Below are 18,951 nucleotides of genomic sequence, written 5' to 3'. Positions count from 1 at the left end.
CGGCGAGCGCCGCGGCGGCGATCCAGCCCGTCCAGGCCGCGGTCCTGGAGGCGGCGGGCCGCTCGGCCCGGCCCTCCCCGCGGCTCCGGCGCGCGGCCCGGCGGTTGCCGGCCGTCCCGTTCGCGGCGTCCGCCCGGTCCGGCTCGTCCCCGTGTCCGGCGCGGTCGGCGCCGCCCGGGGACCTCGGCGCGCGGGCGGCGGCCGGGTCGGCGTTCTCCGGCCGCTCCACGGCCAGGCGGCCGATCAGCTGCACCAGTTCCTCCACGGGCCGGCCGGTCGCCGCGGCCCGGACCGCCTCCTGGCCGCAGTGCGGCTCCAGGGGATCGCGGTGCAGCAGTTCCATCAGCCGGGTGACGTCCTCGACCGAGCGGTGCTCGGCGGCGGCCCGGATCGCCTCGTCGGCGCTGTCCGGGTGGCGGGGCGGCCGGGTCAGCAGGCCGACCAGCCGGGTCACGTCCTCCACGGAGCGGTTGACGCCCACCGCGCGGAGGGCACCGAGGGTGGCCTGCGCGTACTGGGGGGACTGCTCCAGCGTCGTGATGAGGGCGACGACCTCGTCCAGCGGGCGGTCGGCGACGGCGGCGCGCACCAGGTCGCCGACGGGGTCGCCGTACCGGGCGGCCGCCTCCTCGGGCGACGCGAGCCGGGCGACCACGGGCGGGGCGGCCGACGGGCCGTGCTCCGGGCGGGGCGGCCGGTCCTGAGCGGGGTGCGACGGTTCCGCGGACCGCGTCCGGCCCGGGTCGGGCCGTCCGGACTCCGGGCGTGTCTGCCGCCCGGCCCCGGCCGGGGCCCGCGACGGCTCCGGGGCGACGCGGGGGCCCTGCCCCACGCCCGACGGCCCGGCGCCGACGACCGAGCCGCTCTGCCCGGCCCCGAAGTCCCGGTCCCGCTCCGTACCCGGCTGTCCCGGGGCGGTGGGCCGGGTTCCGTCCGAGCCCGGCCGGCGGGGTGCGGCGGCCGCACTTGCGGCAGGACCGGCACGGTCCGCGGGCTCGGTGAGCTCGTCCAGTCGTCCCCCCTCGTCGGGCCTCCCCGACCCGTCCGACCGACCCGGCCCACCGGGCCCACCATGCGCACCGGGCCCCTGCGGCTCGGCGGGGCCACCGGACCCGTTCGCGTCGGCCGGTTCGTCCGGCACGTCGAACTCGTCGAACTCGTCCAGTTCGTCGAACGGCGGCGGCTCCTCGTCGAAGGAGTCGGGATAGGGATCGGGGGCGGCGCCCGAAGGGCGCACCGGGCGCACCGGGTGGACGCCCGTGGCGGTGGTGGTCTCCGCGGACGGCAGGTCCACGGAGCCGGCTATGGCGTACTCGTTCGGGCGGGGTGTTGAAGAACCGGTGGTCATGGTCTTCTCCGTCTGAAGGAATGCGGCCGCTCCTGCGTCCCCGACAGGCGACACGCGACTCTGTGGTGACCATTACTAAGCGTCCGGGCGGTGGCCTGCCACCCGGACGAGGCACAGGGGTGAGCCGTGTGGGTGAGCGGCCGGAAGAGAACCCGTCCGGCTGCCATACCCGCGCGTCGAGGGGGAATCCGGTCGAAGACGCGTGCGTCAGCGCACCGGAAGGGAGGGGGCGGCATGGATACGACCACGACGGTGCTCGTCGTCGCGGTGTCGCTCGCGGTGGTCGTCCTGGCCCTGGCGGTGGCCGTCCTGGTACGGCTGATACGGACCCGGCGCGAGCTGCGCAGGGCCGGACTGCCGACCGGACCGCGCTGGGTCTTCTGGGGTGCCGTCCTCTATCTGGTGCTGCCCACCGACCTGGTGCCCGATCCGGTGTACCTCGACGACATCGGCGTCCTTCTCCTCGCTCTGCGTTCCGCGCGCGGCTCCCTCGGCGTGCGCGGACACGGCGTGACGCGGCCTCAGGTCGCGAACTCGCCCCGTGATCACGGAGAGTAAGGAAACCAATCACTCGTTCGACTCGTATAAGTCTCTGTAAAGCCGAGGAGATCGGCGGACCGGATGACGTCACAGCCGCCCCACCGCTTGGTCGGCGCAGCACCGACGAGGGAGAGACGATGCAACCGTTCGCGCTCAACTACGCACGTCCCGCAGTGGAGTCGGAGGTCGCCACTCCGTATGTCTACGACTCAGGACTGCAGTTGAACGTCCTCTTCGACGGACGCGTGGCCGCGGGAGACCACGCTCTGCTGAGGGAGCTGGGGACCACGACCTCCACGGCGGGCTCGAAGACACACTTCGACGACTGAACACGGAACGCGTTCGATGACCGTTCTGATCCTGACCTGTGAAGAGGACGTCACCGCCGACATGGTGGTCGTCCACCTCAACGAGTCGGGTGTTCCGGTGGTGCGTCTGGATCCGGCCGACCTGACCGGATCGGTGGCCCTGTCGGGGGAGTTCGCGCACGGCTCCTTCCGCGGGCACCTGTCCTCGGGGGGCCGGCTGGTGAGCATCGGAGGGCTGCGCTCGGTGTGGGTGCGCAGGCCGGGCGAGCCGGCAGCGCACGCGGCGCAGCCGTCGCCGTGGCTGGCCGAGGAGTCGGCCCAGGCCCTCTACGGCATGCTGCGCGGCTGCGGGGCGCGGTGGATGAACCATCCGGACGCGGCCCGCCGGGCCCGTCACAAGCCCTGGCAGCTGCGGCTGGCGCAGAGCTGCGGCCTGCCGGTGCCCGCGACGCTCATCACGACGTTCCCGCGGGCGGCCCGCGAGTTCGCGCAGCGCTACCCCGATCTGGTGGTCAAGCCGGTCTCCGGGGCGCATCCGCAGGATCCGCCGCGGGCGGTGCCCACCAGCCGGGTCTCCCCGGAGACGGACTTCTCCGCGGTCGCCTTCGGCCCCACCCTGCTGCAGCGGCGGGTTCCCAAGCGCGCCGACATCCGGCTGACGGTCGTCGGCGACCGGCTGCTGGCCGCGCGCAAGGCGTCCGCCGCCGGGGCGGACCCCGACGAGGTGGACGTGCGGTTCGCCGCGTCGGCGGAGCCGTGGCGTCCGGTGGAGGTCGCGCCGCGCGTCGCGGAGGCCGTGCTGTCCTATGTGGGTGAGGCGGGGCTGGCCTACGGGGCGTTCGACTTCGCCGAGGACGGTGACGGCACCTGGTGGTTCCTGGAGTGCAACCAGTCGGGGCAGTTCGGGTTCATCGAGGTGGAGACCGGTCAGCCCGTGGCGCGGAGCATCGCCGAGTGGCTGGCGCTTCCCGGCGCCGGGGACCCCGGGTGCCCGGACGGCGGCGACGGCGCCGGCGCGGCGGTCCGCTGAGCGCGGCGCACCGCCGGCCGGCGGCCGGTACCGGTCGGTTCGGGCGTCAGTTCGGGCGCGGTCCCGGCAGCAGGGCGGTGCGCTGCCAGCCGTTGCCGGGGGCCGGGGGGCGTTCGCGGCCGGGAGCGTGCATCGGGCGCATGACGGCCTCCAGCTCCCGGTTCACGCGCTCGGCCTCCCGGCGCACCACCGCGGGGACGTCGCCGTGCTCGGCGACGAGTCGGTCGTAGATGGGGGAATCGTGGAACACCCGTCAACATGCCTTTCCTGTCGACCGCCCCTGAGGGTCAGGCGCGACTGAGCAGTCTAGGCGTCCCGTCGTGCGGTCGTGCGCATTCCCCCGTAAGACGGGACGCGTGAGGCGGGTGGGGGTCAGGCTCCGGTGGTGGAGCCGGGCCGGACGATCATCAGGACGGTCACGGCGGCCCACAACAGGTTGAACAGGCCGGTGACCATGGCGAGCCGGACGGTGCGGGCGCGTTCGACGGTGCCGTGCCCGCCGTCGAGCCGCCGGAGGAGGTCCTCCTGGCCGGGCAGGACGAGGACGATGAGGACACCGGCCGCGGCGGCGGTCAGGACGACGGAGGCGATGAGCCAGGCGTCGCCGAGGACGCCCATCGCCTGGGCGGTGACGAAGCCGAGGAGCGGCACGGCGATGCCGAGTCCCGCGTAGACGCGGCAGATGCGGTGCAGGAGCCGTACGGTGCCCGTGCCGTCCCCGTCGGGCGTGCCGGTTCCGGCCGTGGCGGGCGTGCCTGTTCCGGCCGTGGCGGGCAGCGCCGTCCGGCGGACGGCGGGCGGGAACATGCTGGCGGCCACGGTGACGGGGCCGACCGCCACGATGGCGGCCAGGACGTGCAGGGACAGCAGGAGTTTCGTCATCGGTCGGGCTCCGGGCGGGATCGGTCGGCTGGACCGGTCCCACGCTAGGAAGCCGCCGGACGATCACACAGGGGCGGGGGTGACAGCTTTCGACGGATTCTCGCCAACCGGGCCGCGCCGCCCGCCTCCGGGCGGTCCGCCGGCGCCGCCGGGCCCTGGACGGGCCGGCGGCCCCGGCGGAGGACCGTCCGGTCTCAGACGGCCAGCGACAGATCGCTCTCCTCGTCCGGGTCGGCCGCGTCGACGACGGCCGTCGTTCCCGTCCTGGCGATCAGCAGTTCGTCCGCCTTCGCCACCGCCTCGTTGGTGCTGGTGGTGCCCATCATCACGCACAGGGTGTAGCTGACGTCGGCCAGCTCCCGCGCCGTGGCCGGCGTCTCCCGCTCGGCCTGCGCGATTCGCAGCGACGCGTAGCGCGTCAGCAACTCTCTGACGACCTTCGGGTCCGGTACGAGCACGTAGCGCCCCTCTCTCGATTTACCGTGCGCCTGCCCGGACCCGGCCACATCATTCGCAACATGCGCGTCGCTGCTCTCAATTGACCGGTTTTCTACGCTTACCTACCGCCTGACCGCCCGAACGGTCATCAGCGTGGCCGAAAAGAGAGGGAACGCCCCGCTTCCCCGGGCGGCCGTGCGCCGTTGAGCAGCCCGTACCGCATCCCCGGACGGAAGCGCTCCCTTCGATGACACGATCCAGCCGCCTGCTCTGCGCCCTCTACCTCGCCACCAGTACCGGACTGGCCTGGACCGCGGTCCTGGAGTTCCGGTACGGCCCGCTGTGGGCCGCAGCCGCGTTCGCGGGCGCCAGCATGGTGCCGGTGGTCGCGGTCGTGCGCGAGACGGAGTCCGCCGAGCCGGACCGTCCGCCCCGCGCCGCGCCCCGCACCGGGCCCCGCGGGTCCGCTGCCGCCGACGCGCTGGTCCGGGCCGAACTGGCGGCCGCCTGCTGCGAGCGCTGGTGGACGAGTCTGGGCACCGACCACGACGCGCGCTGCGCCCGACGGCTGCCGCGGAGCAGCGCGGCCTGACGGCCCCGCCGCGCGCCGGCGGCCGGGGCCCCTGGCTTCAGGCGACCTGTCCGCTGTGCAGCGCGGTGTACGCGCCGCCCCGGCCGAGCAGTTCCTCGTGGGTGCCGATCTCCTCGATGCGCCCCTCCCCCATCACCACGATCCGGTCGGCGCCCCGCACGGTGGAGAGCCGGTGCGCGACGACGAAGGTGGTGCGACCGCGCAGCAGCCGGGCGAGGGCCTCCTGGACCAGCGCCTCGGACCGGGTGTCGAGCGCCGAGGTGGCCTCGTCGAGGATCAGCACCCGGGGGTCGCGGATCAGCGCGCGGGCGATGGCGAGGCGCTGCCGCTGGCCGCCGGAGAGCCGGGCCCCGTGCTCGCCGACCAGCGTGTCCAGGCCGCGCGGCAGCCGGTCGACGAACTCCAGGGCGTTGGCGTCGCGCAGCGCGGCGCGCACCGTCTCCTCGTCGGCGTCGTCCATGCCGTAGGCGACGTTCTCCCGGACGGTGCCGTCGAAGAGGATCGACTCCTGCGGCACCACCGAGACGAACCGCCGGTAGGTCCGCAGGTCGAGGGTGTTCATGTCGGTGCCGTCGAGCAGCAGCCGGCCGGAGGTGGGGCGCAGGAAGCCGATCACCAGGTTGAGGACGGTGGACTTGCCCGCGCCGGACGCGCCGACCAGGGCGACGGTCTCGCCGGGCGCGACGTCGAGGGTGAAGTCGTCCACCGCGGCCCGTCCGTCGCCGTCGTAGGCGTGGCCGACGTGCTCGAAGGTGACGGCGCCGCGCAGCGCGGTCAGCTCGGCCTTGCCCTCGTTGTCCTCCAGTTCGGGCGCCTGGAGCACCTCGCCGACGGACCGTACGGACTCCAGGCCCTTGGTGATGACCGGGGCGAGGCTCGCCAGCGTGGTGGTGTTGTTGGTGAGGGTGGTGAGGAAGGCGCTGAGCATGACGACGTCGCCGGCGGTGACGCCCCACACGTCGTAGTAGGCGACGAGCGCGGCGCCGGCCAGGACGAGGACGCCGACGACGTTGAGGACGACCCAGGACAGCGAGCCGAAGCGGCCGTTGACCAGGTCGAGGCGGAGCGCGGAGGTCAGCAGCCGGTCCAGGGTGCCGTCCATGCGGCGCAGCGCCTTGCGCTCCAGGCCGTGGGCGCGGGTCACCGGTATCAGCCGGGTCATCTCGGTCACCCGGGACGACAGGGTCTCGACCTCGTGGCGGTAGTGCTCGTTGTGGGTGCGCAGCCGGGACCGCAGCCGGGCCACGAGGAGGGAGGCGGCGGGCACGACGACGAGGAACACCGGCAGGAACTCCGGGGTGCGCACGCCGATGATGACGAGCCCGCCGACCAGGACGGTGACCGCGCCGAGTCCGGTCTCCGCGGTCTGCTGCACGGCCTGTTCCACCGTCTCGACGTCGCGGACCACCTTGGCCTGGAGCACACCGGCGCTGACCCGGGAGTGGTAGCCGATGGAGAGCTGCTGCATGCGGGTGCAGAGCGCGGAGCGCAGTCCGGTGCCCATGCGGCGGATGCTGCCGTACAGGAGCCGGACGTAGAGCAGGTGCAGCGGGTAGTTGACCACCAGGATGAACATGATGATCCCGGTGGCGACCCACAGGTCGCTGATCGGCCGGTGCTGGACGACGGTGTCGACGATGGCCGCGGTGATCAGCGGCAGCAGCCAGACAGGGCTGTGCTTGACCGTGAAGACGGCGACCGCGCCCGCCAGCCGGCGGCGGTCGGCGCGGAAGAGGTAGACGAGGGTGCGGATCGGGTGCTCGCCGCGGTAGCGGTGGTCGAGCGGTTTTTCAAGCGACGACGCCATCGGCGTGGTCCTCCCGTGCGGCCGTGGGTGGGGCAAGCGCTTTCTTACCCGTTCGGCCGGGAGTGCGCCACACCGTCCCACGCAGCGGGAGACCCGCGCCCCCACCCCCGTGGGGGACGCGGGTCGAACCGGCCCTACTCCCCGATGACGCGGGCCAGTTCGCTGGTGACGCGGGTGACCTCCGTGTCGTCGTCGGCCATCAGGCGCTCCAGGGCGGCCCGGCGGGCGCGGACGGCCTGGCGGGCCGCGCGCTCCCAGACGACGGGGTTCTCGCGGTGGTTGAGCAGTTTGGGATAGACGGCGGCGGTGCTCTCCCACTGCCGGGCGTCCGCGATGTTCTTGAGCAGCCGGATGATCTGCGCGCGGCAGGTCACCCCGGGATGCTGGGCGAGTTCCCAGAGGAAGGGGACGGTGGCGGCGGTCGCCTGCTCGACGACGAAGCCGTACTGGCAGACGCGGCCGCGCAGTTCGGCGAGGGCGGCCAGCGCGGCCTCGGGATCGTCACCGGCCACCCGGCCGAGCAGGGCGGGTACGGCCGCGGCGGATCCGCTGGAGTCCTGGATCTCGGCCCAGGGAATCCGGTCGAGTCCGCGCAGGACGGCGGGGCCGGCCGTGGGGGGCCGGAGTTCGGTGCGCTGGGTGCTCGGCTGCTGGGTCGGAGCGGGGCACATGGCGTGGGGCCTTTCCGCAGCGGTCGGTGGGGTCAGGGCGAGGGGCGGGCCGGCAGCCTGGCGAAGACGGTCTTGCCCGGGGCGGGTCCGGGGACCCACCCCCATACGTCGGCCAGCGCGTCGACGATCCGCAGGCCGCGGCCGTGCTCCGGCAGGGAGCGGTCGTCGGCCGGGGCCGGCACGGGTGCGTCCGTGCCGGGGTCGGAGACGGTCAGCGTCAGCACCCCGGGCTCCAGGCTGAGCCCGAGCCGGAACTCCGCCGGGCCGTCGCCCGCGGCCGTGCCGTGCACGGCGGCGTTGGCGGCCAGTTCGGTGACGACCAGGACGGCGTCGTCGGTCCTCTCCTCCAACCGCCAGTCGCGCAGGGTGTCGCGGGTGAAGGCGCGGGCCCGCGCGAAGCCCGCGCGGTCGCAGGCGAGGCAGAGGCTGACCGCCGCGGCCCGCCGGTCCCGGGGGCGGGACGCCTCGGGAGAGGCGAACTGTCCCGGTCCGGCGGGGAGCTGACCGGCGCCGTCCTGCGTCCGGGCCGCGAGCGCGCTCAGCGGCCGGAGTGCGGGGGACGCGGGTGACGGCACGACAACTCCCTGATACGGGGTCAGGTTGGGGCGTCGACGCAGGGGTTGCGCCACGGCTATTATCCACGCTGACAGCGCTCGCGTGCAATTGCACGAGAAATTGCGCGAGAAATCGGCTGGGAGCGCGCGAGGCCGAGAGCCGCTGTCCGCTCCCCCGGAACAGCAAGGAGACCGCGGTGCCACAGGTACACAACGGAGTACGGGCGAGTTCGCTGGACGCCCGCTGGACCAAGAGCCGCCACAGCAACGCCGAGGGCAACTGCGTCGAGGTCGCCCGGGTCGACGGGGGCATCGCGCTGCGCAACTCCCGCGACCCCGACGGCCCGGCGCTCGTCTACACCCCCGCCGAGGTCGCGGCCTTCGTGGCCGGGGCGAAGGACGGCGAGTTCGACCACCTGCTCTGAGGGTCGCGCCGGACCCGGCTCAACTGCCGGATTTCTACGGGCCGGTAGGGTAGGCGCCGGCCCGATGGGATAGTCTGTTCCCCACGTCTGCCGGTCTGCTGGGAGTCAGGTATGTCCGCCGTCTCGTCGCACCGCCTCTCCCGTCTCGAACCTTATCTGGAGCGGCCCGAGCCGGCCCCCACCCTGCTGAAGATGCTCGTCGGCGTGCAGCTCGCGGGGTTCCGCGAGGACGCCGGCCTCTCGCAGGACCAGGCCGCGCGGGAGCTGGGGTTCAGCGCGGCGAAGCTCTCCCGCATCGAGGCCGGCAAGGGCCGCAGGCCGCCGACGGAGACCGATGTCCGCGCCCTGCTCGCGCTGTACGGCACCGACGAGTACGAGGCGTCGGTCCTGGTGAAGCTGTTGCGCCGGGCCGGGGAGCCGGGCTGGTGGCAGCGGTACGACAAGCGGCTGATGCCCGAGTGGTTCGACCGGCTGGTCGGACTGCAGGAGGCGGCCGAGACCATCCGTACGTTCGAGATCCAGTACGTCCCCGGTCTGCTGCAGACGCCCGCCTACACCCGTGCGGTGGTGGAGCGCGGCCTGCCGAACGCGCCGGCGGCCGAGGTCGAGCGACGGGTCGAACTGCGCTCGCGCCGGGCCGAGCTGGTCTCCCGGGCCGGCGCGCCGCAGGTGTGGGCGATCATCGACGAGTCGGTGCTGCTGCGGGTGCTGGGCAGCGCGGCGGTGATGCGTGAGCAGCTGGAGCACCTCGCGCGGATCGCCGCGCGGCCCAACGTGACACTCCAGATCGTGCCGCTGAACGTGACCAACGCGTCGGCGCCCGCGATACCGGTGACCTACCTGCGCTTCAGCGGCGCCGACCTGCCGGACGTGGTCTACCTGGAGCACATCCGCAGCGCCAACTTCCTGGAGGACCGGGACGAGACCGAGGAGTACCGGGTCGCCCTGGACCGGCTGGCCGACGAGGCGCTCACCCCGAAGGAGTCGGTGGAGCTGCTGTGCCGGACGATCGGGGACCGCTATCCCGCGCGGTGAGCGCGCGGGACCGCCTCGCGGCCGGGGTCCGTCTCAGCGGACGCGGCCGACCCCGCCGAACTCGATCCACTCCTGAGTGAGCTGCCGGGGCGCCACCTCGGTGTCCGGACGCCAGGTCGACACCTCGACCAGACCCGGCGCGAGGACGTCCATCGCGTCGAACCACTCCGCCACGTCCTTCTCCTGGCGTACACGGCCCCAGTGGCCCTGGGTGGCCTGGTCCATGAAGGCGGTGACGGACGCGCGGACCTCGGGGTCCTCGCTGACCAGCTGGCACATCACGGCGTAACTGCCGGGCGCCAGGCGCTCGGTGACCCGACGGGCGACCGCCGCCGGGCCGTCGGTCTCGCTGTCCGGGATGCAGTGGAAGACCGAGTTGAAGAGCACGGCCACCGGCTGGGAGAAGTCGATGAGGCGCTGGGTCTCGGGGTGCGCGAAGATCTCGTCGGTCGCCCGCATGTCCGCGTGGATGACGGCCGTACGCTCGTTCTGGTCGAGCAGCGCGCGGCCGTGGACCAGCACCATCGGGTCGTTGTCGACGTAGACCACCCGGGAGTCGGAGGCGACGCGCTGGGCGACCTGGTGCACGTTGTTCTGGGTGGGCAGGCCGGAGCCGTGGTCCAGGAACTGGCGGACGCCGTACTCCTGGGCGAGGACACGCACCACGCGCTGGAGGAAGCGCCGGTTGTTCAGGGCCAGTCGGCGGGTGCTGGGGACGACCTTGTCGAGCTCGTCGACCGCCGCCCGGTCGGCCGCGTAGTTGTCCTTGCCGCCCAGGTAGTAGTCGTACATGCGAGCGGCCGTCGGCACGTTGGCGTTGATCTCCGTGGACAGCTGCTTGTCGGCCTGCATCGTTCCCCCAGCTTCGTACGGCGGCGCCAACTGCGTTGATTTGACTGAGAGTACATCCTAGGCAGCCGATGTTCGCCCGAACCAGCCCGTGGACCGGACGGGACCGGGCCAGGACCGGACGGGACCGGGACGGACGGCGGCAGGACGGACGGCGGTGGGGCGCCGGGCGGACCGGTGCCCCACCCCCCGCTCCGCGGGTCAGCCTCGGGAGGCCAGGTACTCCTCGACGCCGGGCGCCTCGTGGGCCTCCTCGACGTTCACCATGCCGCCGGTGGCCTTGGCGTCGGGCTTGAGCACGTAGGTGGACCGGCTGGCGGGCTGGGAGACGTCGGTGAAGTTCTGCGGCGTCCCGAGTCCGGTGTCGGCGTCGTCCTGCGAGCGGTGGGCCTTGACGACGTCCTCCCGGGTGAGGCTGCCGCCCTCGCACGCCTTCTTCAGGTCGGCGCCGAGCAACTGGGCCGCGTTGTAGCCGGAGAGCACGCCGGAGTCGACCGGGGAGTCCGGGTACTTCTTGCCGTAGGCGGTGACCATCTTCTGGACGCCCGGCAGGTCGGAGCTGACCGCCGGTGCGGCGCTGACCACGTTCACCATGGCCTCCAGCGCCTTCGCCGCCGGGGTCTTCATCAGCTGCGGGGCGTAGCCGGGGGCGCTGGAGACGATGGGCACCGTCAGGCCGACGGAGGCCGCGACGCCGGCGAGGGACGCGGTCTGCGCGGGTCCCGCGCTGATCAGGACGGCCTTCACACCGGCCTTGCGCAGCGCGGAGACCTGCGCGGTCAGGTCGGTGTCGGTGGCCTTGATCTTCTGGCCCACCACCTTCAGGCCCGCCTTCTCGGCCGCCCACTCGGAGCCCTCCAGGGCGTTGGCGCCGTAGTCGCCCTCGAAGTAGACGTGGCCGATGGTGGCGCCCTTCGTGATCTTCTTCTCGCGGGTCAGGTAGTCGACGGCGGCGATCATGTCGAGGTCGTAGGTGGTGCCGAGGACCTGTACGGCGTCCTTGCCGAGCAGGTCGGCCGCCCACGCCTGCGGGAAGGTCAGCATCTCGTCCCGCTCGATGTCGTCGAGCAGCGCGGAGACCACCGGCGAGCCGATGACCTGCGGCAGCGCGACCACGTCGGAGGAGATGTCGGCGTAGGCGGCGACGGCCTTCTGTACGTCGTAGCCGTGGTCCTTGACGACGATCTCGACCTTGCGGTCGCAGATGCCGCCCGCCGCGTTGGTCTCGTCGGCCCACATCTGCTGGGCCTGCACGATGGACTTGCCGAGGGTGGCGTAGGGGCCGGTGAGGTCGGTGAGCGCGCCCAGTTTGATGGTCGCGTCGCTGACGCCGGGGCCGGCCTTGACGCCGTCGGCGCCGTCGCCGCCGCCGTCGCCGTCGCCCTTGGAGCTGCACGCCGTGCCCGCGAGCAGGACGGCGGCGACGGCCGCGGCCAGGGCGGTCTTGGTGAGGCGGGACCTGGTGTGCGTGGCGTTCACGGAGTGTGCTCCTTGGCTCGTACGGCGGTTGCGGAGGGCCGGGGCGGGGCCCCGGCGTCGGAGGAGGGTGCGGGGGCGCCGGGGCGGCGGCGGAGCCGGGCCCGGGTGCGCCGCGCGAGGCCGGAGAGGCCGTCGGGGGCGTAGAGCAGGATCACGACGATGGCGGCTCCGTAGAGGTAGCGGGCGGCCTCGGTCGGGCCGACCGAGCCGTCGCCGCTCCCGGGCGTGGCGACCAGCGGCAACTGGTCGGCGTAGCGGGTCATCAGCAGCGGCAGCGCGGTGACGAAGACGGCGCCCGCGGTGGCTCCGGCGACGGAGCCGAGCCCGCCGATGACGATCATGGCGAGGTAGTCGACGGAGAGGGCGAGGGAGAAGTAGTCGGGCACCACGCGGCGGAAGGCCAGGGCCAGCAGGACCCCGGCGAGTCCGGCGTACATGGAGGAGACGACGAAGGCGGCCGAGCGGTAGCGGGCGACGTGCACGCCCATCACGGACGCGGCGGTCTCGCTGTCGCGCAGGGCGACCAGGGCGCGGCCGGGCCGGCCGCGGAGCAGGCCGCGGGCGGTGAACCAGGTGAGGGCGAACAGGGCGAGGCCGAGGTACCACAGCCGTTCCTCGGCGCCGAACGGCACGCCGAGGACGGTGAGGTCGTCGCCCTGGTCGAAGGTGAACCCGCCGATCTCCAGCGGCGGTACGGAGCGGCCGTTGAAGCCGCCGGTGACGGAGTCCGCGGTGAGCAGCACATGGTGGCCGAGGAAGACCAGGGCGAGGGTGGCGACGCCCAGGTAGATGCCCTTGACCCGGCCGGCGACGGGGCTGAAGAGGCCACCGGCCGCGCCCGCGAGGAGCACCGCCAGGACGAGGGCGACGGCGGGCGGCAGTCCGGGGCCCGGCTCGCCCGCCAGCCAGACGTAGCCGTAGGCGCCGACGGCGAGGAAGAAGGCGTGGCCGAGGGAGAGCTGTCCGGCGCTGCCGGTGAGCAGGCCGAGGCCGACCGCGCCGATGGCGGCGGCCATCGAGAACAGGCCGATGCGCAGCCAGAACGCGTCGAGGTAGAAGGGCAGGGCGCCGAGCAGCAGCAGCGGGACCAGCAGCCGGCCGTACTTGAGGAGGTCAGACACGGGCCGCTCCCTTCGCCGCGAAGAGTCCGGCGGGGCGGACCAGGAGGACGAGGATCATCACGGCGTACGGGGCGACGTCGCCGAAGCCCTCGCCGAGGACGTGCAGGTCGGACTGGTAGCCGGCGACGAACGCCTCGGTGAGGCCGATCAGCATCGAGCCGACCAGGGCGCCGACGGGCGAGGCCATGCCGCCGAGGATCGCGGCGGGGAACGCCTTGAGGGCGATCTGCCCGGTGGTGCGTTCCAGGCCCGGGGCCGGGAACGCGGCGAGGAAGACGGCGGCCAGCGCGGCGAGCGCCCCGGCCAGGCACCAGGCGAGCATCCGTACCCGGGTCAGCCGTACGCCCATCAGCGCGGCGGCCTCGGCGTCCTCGGCCGCCGCGCGGAGCGACAGGCCCCAGGGGGTGAACCGGAACAGGGCGAACGCGCCGCCGATGGCGAGGGCGGAGACGACGATCGCGGCGATGCGGCTGTCGGCGACGGTCACCGGGCCGATCTCGGTCACCGCGTCGCCCCAGGGGTCGCCGAGGGAGAGCAGGTCGCCGCCGATCCGCCGGGCCAGGTCGGTGACGAGGACGATGTCGATGCCGATGGTGACGATGGTCTGGACGTGGGCGGCGTGGCCGTCGGTGCCGATGCGCTGGAGCAGGACCCGGTCCAGGAGCCCGGCGAGGGCCGCCGTCGCGACGATCGCGAGGGCGAGGGCGCCGGCGAAGCCGAGGTCGTCGTGGAGGACGGCGACGAGGTAGCCGCCGAAGAGGAGCAGGGAGCCGTGGGTGAAGCTGAGGACGCCGGACGCCTTGAAGATGGTGACGAAGCCGAGGGCGATCAGGGCGTAGACGGCGCCGAGGGCGACGCCGTTGAGGAGGTTGTCGAGCAGGCCGGTCATGCGGCGCCCTCCCCGGTGGTCTGCCCCGTGTTCTCGGTGCTTTCGGTGCTTTCGGTGCCGAGGTAGGCGCGGAGCACCTCGGGGTCGCGCTTCACCTCGCTCGGGGTGCCGTGGGCGATGCGGCGGCCGAAGTCGAGGACGGTGACCTCGTCGGCGAGCCGCATGACCAGGCCCATGTCGTGTTCCACCAGCACCACGGAGAGGCCGAGTTCGGCGCGTACGTCGCGGACGACGTCGGCGGTGCGGGCCCGTTCGGCGGCGTTCATGCCGGCCACGGGTTCGTCGAGCAGCAGCACACGGGGCTCCAGGCAGAGGGCGCGGGCGAGTTCCACGCGCTTGCGGTCGCCGTAGGAGAGCAGGGCGACGGGGGTGTCGAAGAGGGCGCCGAGCCCGGTGAGTTCGGCGATCTCACGGGCGCGGGCGAGATGGGCGCGCTGTTCCCGGACGGCGCCGGGCAGCCGCAGGGCGCTGGCGGCGAAGCCGGCGCGGGACAGGGCGTGGCGGCCGAGCATCAGGTTGTCGGCGACCGTGCCCTGGGTGGTGACGATGTTCTGGAAGGTACGGGCGACACCCAGGGCGGCGATCCGGTGCGGGGCGAGCCGGGTCAGCTCGGTGGTGCCGAGCCGGACGGTGCCGGAGGCGGGGCGGTAGAGCCCGGACAGGACGTTGAAGCAGGTGGACTTGCCGGCGCCGTTGGGGCCGATGACGGCGTGCGCGGTGCCGGGGGCGACGGTGAAGGACACCTCGTCCAGGGCGGTGAGACCGGCGAAGCGCACCGTGACGTCCCGGACCTCCAGCGGGGGCGGGGCCGCGACGCGGGTCGTCGCGCGCTCCTCCGGCTCGCGGGCGGTCACGTGCCCCTCGGGCCCGCGGGCGGTCACGCGGCCCCCTGACCGTCGGCGGTCTCGCCCAGGTAGAGGCGGCGCACCGCGTCGGTCCGCGCGAGTTCGTCCGCGGGTCCGGACAGGCGGATCTCGCCGACCTCCAGGACGTAGGCGTGGTCGGCGAGGGACAGCGCCATGCCGGCGTTCTGCTCGACGAGCAGGACGGCGGTGCCCTGGGTGTTGATCTCGCGGACGACGGCGGCGATCCGCTGGACCATCATCGGCGCGAGTCCGAGGGAGGGTTCGTCGAGGAGGAGCAGGCGCGGGGAGGCCATCAGGGCGCGGCCGATGGCGAGCATCTGCTGCTCGCCGCCGGAGAGCAGCCCGGCGGCCTGATGGGGGCGTTCGGCGAGGCGCGGGAAGAGCGTGAGGACGCGGTCGCGGGCCTCGCGGGTCCGGGCCGGGGAACGGCGGGTGAGGCCGAGTCCCCCGGCCCGCAGGTTCTCGTCCACGCTGAGCCCGGCGAACACCCGCCGGCCCTCGGGCACCTGGACGACTCCGGCGCGGACGGCGGCGACCGGGTCCCGGCCGTCGAGGACGGTGGAGCCGTAGCGGACACGGCCCGCGGTGACCGCGCCGCGGTGCAGGCGCAGCGTGCCGGAGACGGCCCGCAGCAGCGTCGTCTTCCCCGCGCCGTTGGCGCCGAGCAGGGCGACGACACCGCCGTGCGGCACGGTCAGCGACACGGAACGGAGGGCGGACAGGGCGCGGCCGTAGGTCACGTCGACTTCCTCGACGTGCAGCGCGGACGCCTCGTCCGGTGGTGCTTCGGGCATTACGGCTCCTTGGCGCCGTACCGGTGGCGACCGGCACGGTTACGGGGGCGTACCGACGTACGTGGTACGGGAGTTCACGGTGCTGAGGTGCTGAGGTGCGCAGGTGCTGAGGTGCGCAGGTGCTGGGACGGGCTGGGACGGGTCGGCGTTCGGGGAGGAACGCGCGCTCACGACAGCACGGGCGCCCGGGGCCGGTACAGCGCCCCGGCGCGAGACGATGCGGCGTCCCAGTCCGGCCGGGGCGAGTCTGTGCGGACGCCCAGCCTCACCGGTGGGCGTGCTGTCGTACTCCTGTACGAGAGCGCCCCGTCGCCGAAGCGGTGGTCGGGCGCCGACAGGGCCTAGCCCGGCAGCAGCCGGTGCGCGGTGAGGGCCAGGCTGACTTCCACGATGTCGGACGGGCGGGTGAGACAGCGGCCGGTGAGCTGTTCGCAGCGGCGCAGCCGGTTCAGCACCGTGTTGCGGTGGCAGTAGAGCCGCTCACCCGCCCGCTGCGCGGAGCCGTCGCAGGCGAGCCACGTGGTCAGGGTGTCCAGCAGCACCTCCCGGTCGGCGGGTTCGAGGCGCAGCAGCGGGCCGAGGACTCTGTCGGCCAGGGCGCCGCCCAGTTCGGGGCTGGAGACGACCAGGGCGGCGGGCAGGTGGTCGGCGAGGCGTACGGTGCCGCCGCCGGCGGGACAGATGCGCAGGGCGGTGTCGGCCAGCCGGCGGGCGTCGCCCACGGCGGCCAGGCCGTCGACGGGGGTGCCGACGCCGATCCGGACGCCGGGGGCGAGGTCCGTGCGCACGGGCGCCGGTGCGTCCGGGCCGTCCCCGCCCCCCGAGGTGACGAGGACGATGCCGTGGTCCACGTCGACCCCGGCGTGCCAGTGCACGCGGGCTCCGTCGGGCACGGCCGCGGTCCTGGCGAGGTCGGTGCGCGCGGGGTGTCCGCCGGTGACGGCGACGACGACGTACCGGCCGTGTTCGGGCAGGTCGAGCGCCTGGGCGGCCTCGGGCAGGTCGGCGATGCGGCTGCTGCCGTCGAGGAGGGCGGCGGTGAGCAGCCGGGCCCGGTTCTCGCGGCGGCGGTTGAGCTGCCACTCCACCTGCCGGTAGGCGTCGGCGACGAGGGTGGAGTGCTCGTCGACGAAGTTCCACACGTCGGAGGCGACGTGCACCAGCAGGCGGACGTCCTCGGGGGCCGTGCGGCTGGTCTCCTCCACCAGGCACTGCCACACCAGGGAGCCGCCGAGGCGGAACGCGTGCAGCAGGGCGTCCAGCGGCAGGCCCTGTTCGGCGCGGGCGGCGCCGATCCGCCAGGAGCAGCGGCGGGCCGCCTCCCGGTTGCTGCGCGGGTCGAGCAGCGAGGTGACGCTGTGCCGCAGCGAGCGGTGCGCCTCCTGCCAGGTGCCGGTGGGGTCGCCGGCCATGGCCGCGCGGTAGGCGGGCTCCTGTTCCTGGAGCACCGCCACCAGGCGGTCGGTGAGGTCGGGCAGGTCGTCCAGGAGGACGCGGGCGGCCCGGTGCAGGACGCGGAGCGCGTCGGCGTCGATCAGTGACGTGACGCGTCGTGTCCGCGGGCGCGGAACGGGTGCGGGTGCGGTGCGGATCGCTGCTCGTGACCGTACGGCGTGGTGCATCGCGGTCCTCCCCCAGGCTCGGGCTTCCAGCGGTGGCTCGCGCCGGGCCCTTCTCGCCCGTACGCTGCCGTCCCCCTGACTCGTCCTGCCCGAAGGATGGCATACCGTCCGGTCGGTCCCTAGGCCCTCGGCGGCAGAAATCCGGCTCGGCCGCACGTCGGCCGGTACTCTGCCGTGATCATCACGGTGACGGCACGGGGAGGGCACGTCCATGGGACGGAGCAGGACGGGCGGACGCGGGGGCGCGCGGGGACACGGCCGCGGGCACGGACGCGGGCACGTGCGTGGCTACGTGCATGGCTACGTGCGTGGCTACGTGCGTGGGGGTGCCGTCGCCGTCGCCGTCGCGGTGGCCGGGGTGCTGGGGGTGTGCCTGACCGGATGCTCCGGTACCGACTCCGCCGTGGCCCATGACCGGCGGGAGACGTACTGCGGCCGGCTGGGCGCCTGGCAGCAGGCCAGGAACGCGGGCGACGGCGGCGACGGGATCGCCGGGATCGCGGTCGTCGCCGCCTCGAAGCCGCTGGACCGGGACCGTCTCGACACCGGCGGCAGCCACGTCCTGACCGACACGGCGCTGGCGGTCGAGGGCGACCCGCAGGCGGAGGGCCGGGTGGTGGCCTACTGCGACGCGGTGGGTTTCGAGACGCTGACGCGCTGAACCGTGCGGGGGCGGGCCGGGCCGTCAGGGGTGGGCCGCCGTCTGCTCCGACCGGTCGACCATGCGGGCGAGTTCGACGCGGGAGCGGACGCCGAGCACCGCGAAGACCTTGCGGAGGTGGTAGTCGACGGTGCGGGTGCTGACCGCGAGGGTCAGGGCGACCTCACGGTTGGTGGCGCCCTCGGCGACGTACCGGGCGATCCGCAGTTGCTGCGGGGTGAGTCCGGTCAGGGCTCCGGCGTCCGGGTCCCGTGGGGCGGTGCCGATGGCGCGGAGTTCGCCGCGGGTCTGCTCGGCCCAGACCCCGGCGCCGCAGCGTTCGAAGCCGGCCAGCGCGCCGCCGAGGTGGTCCCGGGCCTCCCGCGGTCTGCGGCGGCGGCGCAGCCACTTGCCGTACAGCAGCGCGGTACGGGCCCGTTCGAAGTCGCCGACGCCGCTCTCGTCGTGGCGGGCCAGGGCCGCCCGGTAGAGGGCGTCGGCGTGGTCGGGTCCGGCCAGCATGGCGCGGCACCGGGCGAGCTGGCCGGCGGACTGCCGGTCCGCGCCGAAGGCCGCCCAGTCGGCGAAGTCCGCCAGGACCGTACGGGCGTCCTCGTGGCGTCCGGCGGGGACGGCGGCCTCCACGAAACAGGGCACGGCGAGCCGCCACACCGCGAAGTGGCCGCGCAACGGGCCGGGCAGGACGAGCAGGCCGAGCCGGTCGGCGGCGTCGTGGGGCCGGCCCCGGCCGAGGTCGACACGGGCCGCCGCCCACTCGGCGAGGGTGGCGGCCTGGGCGAGGCCGTGGCGCCGGGCCGTGGTCTGGGCGGCCGTCACATGCCGGGTCACGACAGCGGGGTCGTCCTCGATGGACGCCGCCATGGCCAGTACGGCGTGGTGCAGGGCCGCGGTGTTGCGCTGCCCGGCGCGCAGGGCGGTGCGCAGCCCTTCCTCGGCGTGCGCGCGGGCCTGGGCGTGCCGGCCGGCGCGGAGTTCGGCGTAGGCGAGGTACTCCAGGGCCTGCGGCACCAGCGCGGCCGAGCCTAGGTGCCGGGCGGCGG

Annotated in this window: 22 protein-coding genes and 1 pseudogene; 8 read left to right on the top strand and 15 right to left on the bottom strand. The window is 74.1% G+C overall.

What is annotated here, in order from left to right:
* Nucleotides 1-1,348 (bottom strand): annotated as a pseudogene (locus UW392_RS38925) (hypothetical protein); the annotation flags it as partial.
* Nucleotides 1,349-1,582: 234 nt separating this feature from the next.
* On the opposite strand from UW392_RS38925, the gene UW392_RS38920 reads away from it, so the two are divergent.
* The 3 genes from UW392_RS38920 (at nucleotide 1,583) to tgmB (ending at nucleotide 3,226) form a co-directional block, all read left to right on the top strand.
* Nucleotides 1,583-1,906, top strand: a complete 324-nt coding sequence (locus UW392_RS38920; protein WP_320779968.1) for a YkvA family protein — start codon at nucleotides 1,583-1,585, stop codon at nucleotides 1,904-1,906.
* Nucleotides 1,907-2,025: 119 nt separating this feature from the next.
* Nucleotides 2,026-2,217: a putative ATP-grasp-modified RiPP gene (gene tgmA / locus UW392_RS38915; protein WP_320779967.1), complete on the top strand. Its 192-nt coding sequence runs from the start codon at nucleotides 2,026-2,028 to the stop codon at nucleotides 2,215-2,217.
* 16 nt (nucleotides 2,218-2,233) lie between these two features.
* Nucleotides 2,234-3,226 carry an ATP-grasp ribosomal peptide maturase gene (gene tgmB / locus UW392_RS38910; protein ID WP_320779966.1) on the top strand — a complete coding sequence of 331 codons (993 nt, stop codon included), beginning with the start codon at nucleotides 2,234-2,236 and terminating at the stop codon, nucleotides 3,224-3,226.
* A 46-nt stretch (nucleotides 3,227-3,272) separates the two neighbouring features.
* Here the strand turns inward: tgmB and UW392_RS38905 are convergent, their stop codons facing one another.
* The 3 genes from UW392_RS38905 to UW392_RS38895 form a co-directional block, all read right to left on the bottom strand.
* Nucleotides 3,273-3,476, bottom strand: coding sequence for a hypothetical protein (locus UW392_RS38905; RefSeq protein WP_320779965.1), 204 nt, complete (start codon nucleotides 3,474-3,476; stop codon nucleotides 3,273-3,275).
* Nucleotides 3,477-3,598: 122 nt separating this feature from the next.
* Nucleotides 3,599-4,108, bottom strand: a complete 510-nt coding sequence (locus UW392_RS38900; RefSeq protein ID WP_320779964.1) for a hypothetical protein — start codon at nucleotides 4,106-4,108, stop codon at nucleotides 3,599-3,601.
* 194 nt (nucleotides 4,109-4,302) lie between these two features.
* Nucleotides 4,303-4,566, bottom strand: a complete 264-nt coding sequence (locus tag UW392_RS38895) for a DUF5133 domain-containing protein (RefSeq protein WP_320779963.1) — start codon at nucleotides 4,564-4,566, stop codon at nucleotides 4,303-4,305.
* A gap of 227 nt (nucleotides 4,567-4,793) precedes the next feature.
* Between UW392_RS38895 and UW392_RS38890 the strand changes: the two genes are divergently transcribed.
* Nucleotides 4,794-5,138, top strand: coding sequence for a hypothetical protein (locus UW392_RS38890; protein WP_320779962.1), 345 nt, complete (start codon nucleotides 4,794-4,796; stop codon nucleotides 5,136-5,138).
* A gap of 37 nt (nucleotides 5,139-5,175) precedes the next feature.
* Here UW392_RS38890 and UW392_RS38885 read toward each other — a convergent pair whose 3' ends face one another.
* The 3 genes from UW392_RS38885 to UW392_RS38875 form a co-directional block, all read right to left on the bottom strand.
* On the bottom strand, nucleotides 5,176-6,945 hold the full coding sequence (locus tag UW392_RS38885) for an ABC transporter ATP-binding protein (RefSeq protein WP_320779961.1): 1,770 nt from the start codon (nucleotides 6,943-6,945) through the stop codon (nucleotides 5,176-5,178).
* Between the two features lie 134 nt (nucleotides 6,946-7,079).
* Nucleotides 7,080-7,616 carry a hypothetical protein gene (locus UW392_RS38880; protein WP_320779960.1) on the bottom strand — a complete coding sequence of 179 codons (537 nt, stop codon included), beginning with the start codon at nucleotides 7,614-7,616 and terminating at the stop codon, nucleotides 7,080-7,082.
* Between the two features lie 32 nt (nucleotides 7,617-7,648).
* Nucleotides 7,649-8,191, bottom strand: coding sequence for an ATP-binding protein (locus tag UW392_RS38875; protein WP_320779959.1), 543 nt, complete (start codon nucleotides 8,189-8,191; stop codon nucleotides 7,649-7,651).
* Nucleotides 8,192-8,367: 176 nt separating this feature from the next.
* On the opposite strand from UW392_RS38875, the gene UW392_RS38870 reads away from it, so the two are divergent.
* Nucleotides 8,368-8,595 carry a DUF397 domain-containing protein gene (locus UW392_RS38870; protein ID WP_320779958.1) on the top strand — a complete coding sequence of 76 codons (228 nt, stop codon included), beginning with the start codon at nucleotides 8,368-8,370 and terminating at the stop codon, nucleotides 8,593-8,595.
* A gap of 111 nt (nucleotides 8,596-8,706) precedes the next feature.
* Nucleotides 8,707-9,630, top strand: a complete 924-nt coding sequence (locus UW392_RS38865) for a helix-turn-helix transcriptional regulator (RefSeq protein WP_320779957.1) — start codon at nucleotides 8,707-8,709, stop codon at nucleotides 9,628-9,630.
* A gap of 33 nt (nucleotides 9,631-9,663) precedes the next feature.
* Here the strand turns inward: UW392_RS38865 and UW392_RS38860 are convergent, their stop codons facing one another.
* From UW392_RS38860 to UW392_RS38835, 6 genes are all read right to left on the bottom strand, one after another.
* Nucleotides 9,664-10,482 (bottom strand): SAM-dependent methyltransferase, encoded by an 819-nt coding sequence (locus UW392_RS38860; RefSeq protein WP_320779956.1) that lies wholly within the window; start codon nucleotides 10,480-10,482, stop codon nucleotides 9,664-9,666.
* A 198-nt stretch (nucleotides 10,483-10,680) separates the two neighbouring features.
* Nucleotides 10,681-11,958, bottom strand: coding sequence for an ABC transporter substrate-binding protein (locus UW392_RS38855; protein WP_320779955.1), 1,278 nt, complete (start codon nucleotides 11,956-11,958; stop codon nucleotides 10,681-10,683).
* Nucleotides 11,955-13,079, bottom strand: a complete 1,125-nt coding sequence (locus tag UW392_RS38850) for a branched-chain amino acid ABC transporter permease (protein ID WP_320779954.1) — start codon at nucleotides 13,077-13,079, stop codon at nucleotides 11,955-11,957. Before UW392_RS38850 ends, UW392_RS38855 begins: the two co-directional genes overlap by 4 nt.
* Nucleotides 13,072-13,968, bottom strand: a complete 897-nt coding sequence (locus tag UW392_RS38845) for a branched-chain amino acid ABC transporter permease (protein ID WP_320779953.1) — start codon at nucleotides 13,966-13,968, stop codon at nucleotides 13,072-13,074. Before UW392_RS38845 ends, UW392_RS38850 begins: the two co-directional genes overlap by 8 nt.
* On the bottom strand, nucleotides 13,965-14,822 hold the full coding sequence (locus UW392_RS38840) for an ABC transporter ATP-binding protein (RefSeq protein ID WP_320779969.1): 858 nt from the start codon (nucleotides 14,820-14,822) through the stop codon (nucleotides 13,965-13,967). The genes UW392_RS38845 and UW392_RS38840 overlap by 4 nt, the downstream gene beginning before the upstream one ends.
* 23 nt (nucleotides 14,823-14,845) lie before the next feature.
* Nucleotides 14,846-15,628: an ABC transporter ATP-binding protein gene (locus UW392_RS38835; RefSeq protein WP_320779952.1), complete on the bottom strand. Its 783-nt coding sequence runs from the start codon at nucleotides 15,626-15,628 to the stop codon at nucleotides 14,846-14,848.
* On the opposite strand from UW392_RS38835, the gene UW392_RS67125 reads away from it, so the two are divergent.
* Nucleotides 15,613-15,714, top strand: a complete 102-nt coding sequence (locus tag UW392_RS67125; RefSeq protein ID WP_414496988.1) for a hypothetical protein — start codon at nucleotides 15,613-15,615, stop codon at nucleotides 15,712-15,714. The genes UW392_RS38835 and UW392_RS67125 overlap by 16 nt on opposite strands.
* Before the next feature lie 255 nt (nucleotides 15,715-15,969).
* Here the strand turns inward: UW392_RS67125 and UW392_RS38830 are convergent, their stop codons facing one another.
* Complete coding sequence (locus tag UW392_RS38830) at nucleotides 15,970-17,250, bottom strand: helix-turn-helix domain-containing protein (protein WP_320779951.1); 1,281 nt, start codon at nucleotides 17,248-17,250, stop codon at nucleotides 15,970-15,972.
* Nucleotides 17,251-17,554: 304 nt separating this feature from the next.
* Between UW392_RS38830 and UW392_RS38825 the strand changes: the two genes are divergently transcribed.
* Entirely contained in the window at nucleotides 17,555-17,911 is a 357-nt protein-coding gene (locus UW392_RS38825) for a hypothetical protein (RefSeq protein WP_320779950.1), read from the top strand.
* A gap of 24 nt (nucleotides 17,912-17,935) precedes the next feature.
* Here the strand turns inward: UW392_RS38825 and UW392_RS38820 are convergent.
* On the bottom strand, nucleotides 17,936-18,951 hold a 1,016-nt coding region (locus UW392_RS38820), incomplete at its 5' end, for a helix-turn-helix transcriptional regulator (RefSeq protein WP_320779949.1).

Source organism: Streptomyces sp. CRN 30, assembly GCF_034105845.1.
Note: the sequence above shows the minus strand (reverse complement) of the source record. Positions and strands in the feature narration are given on the sequence as shown.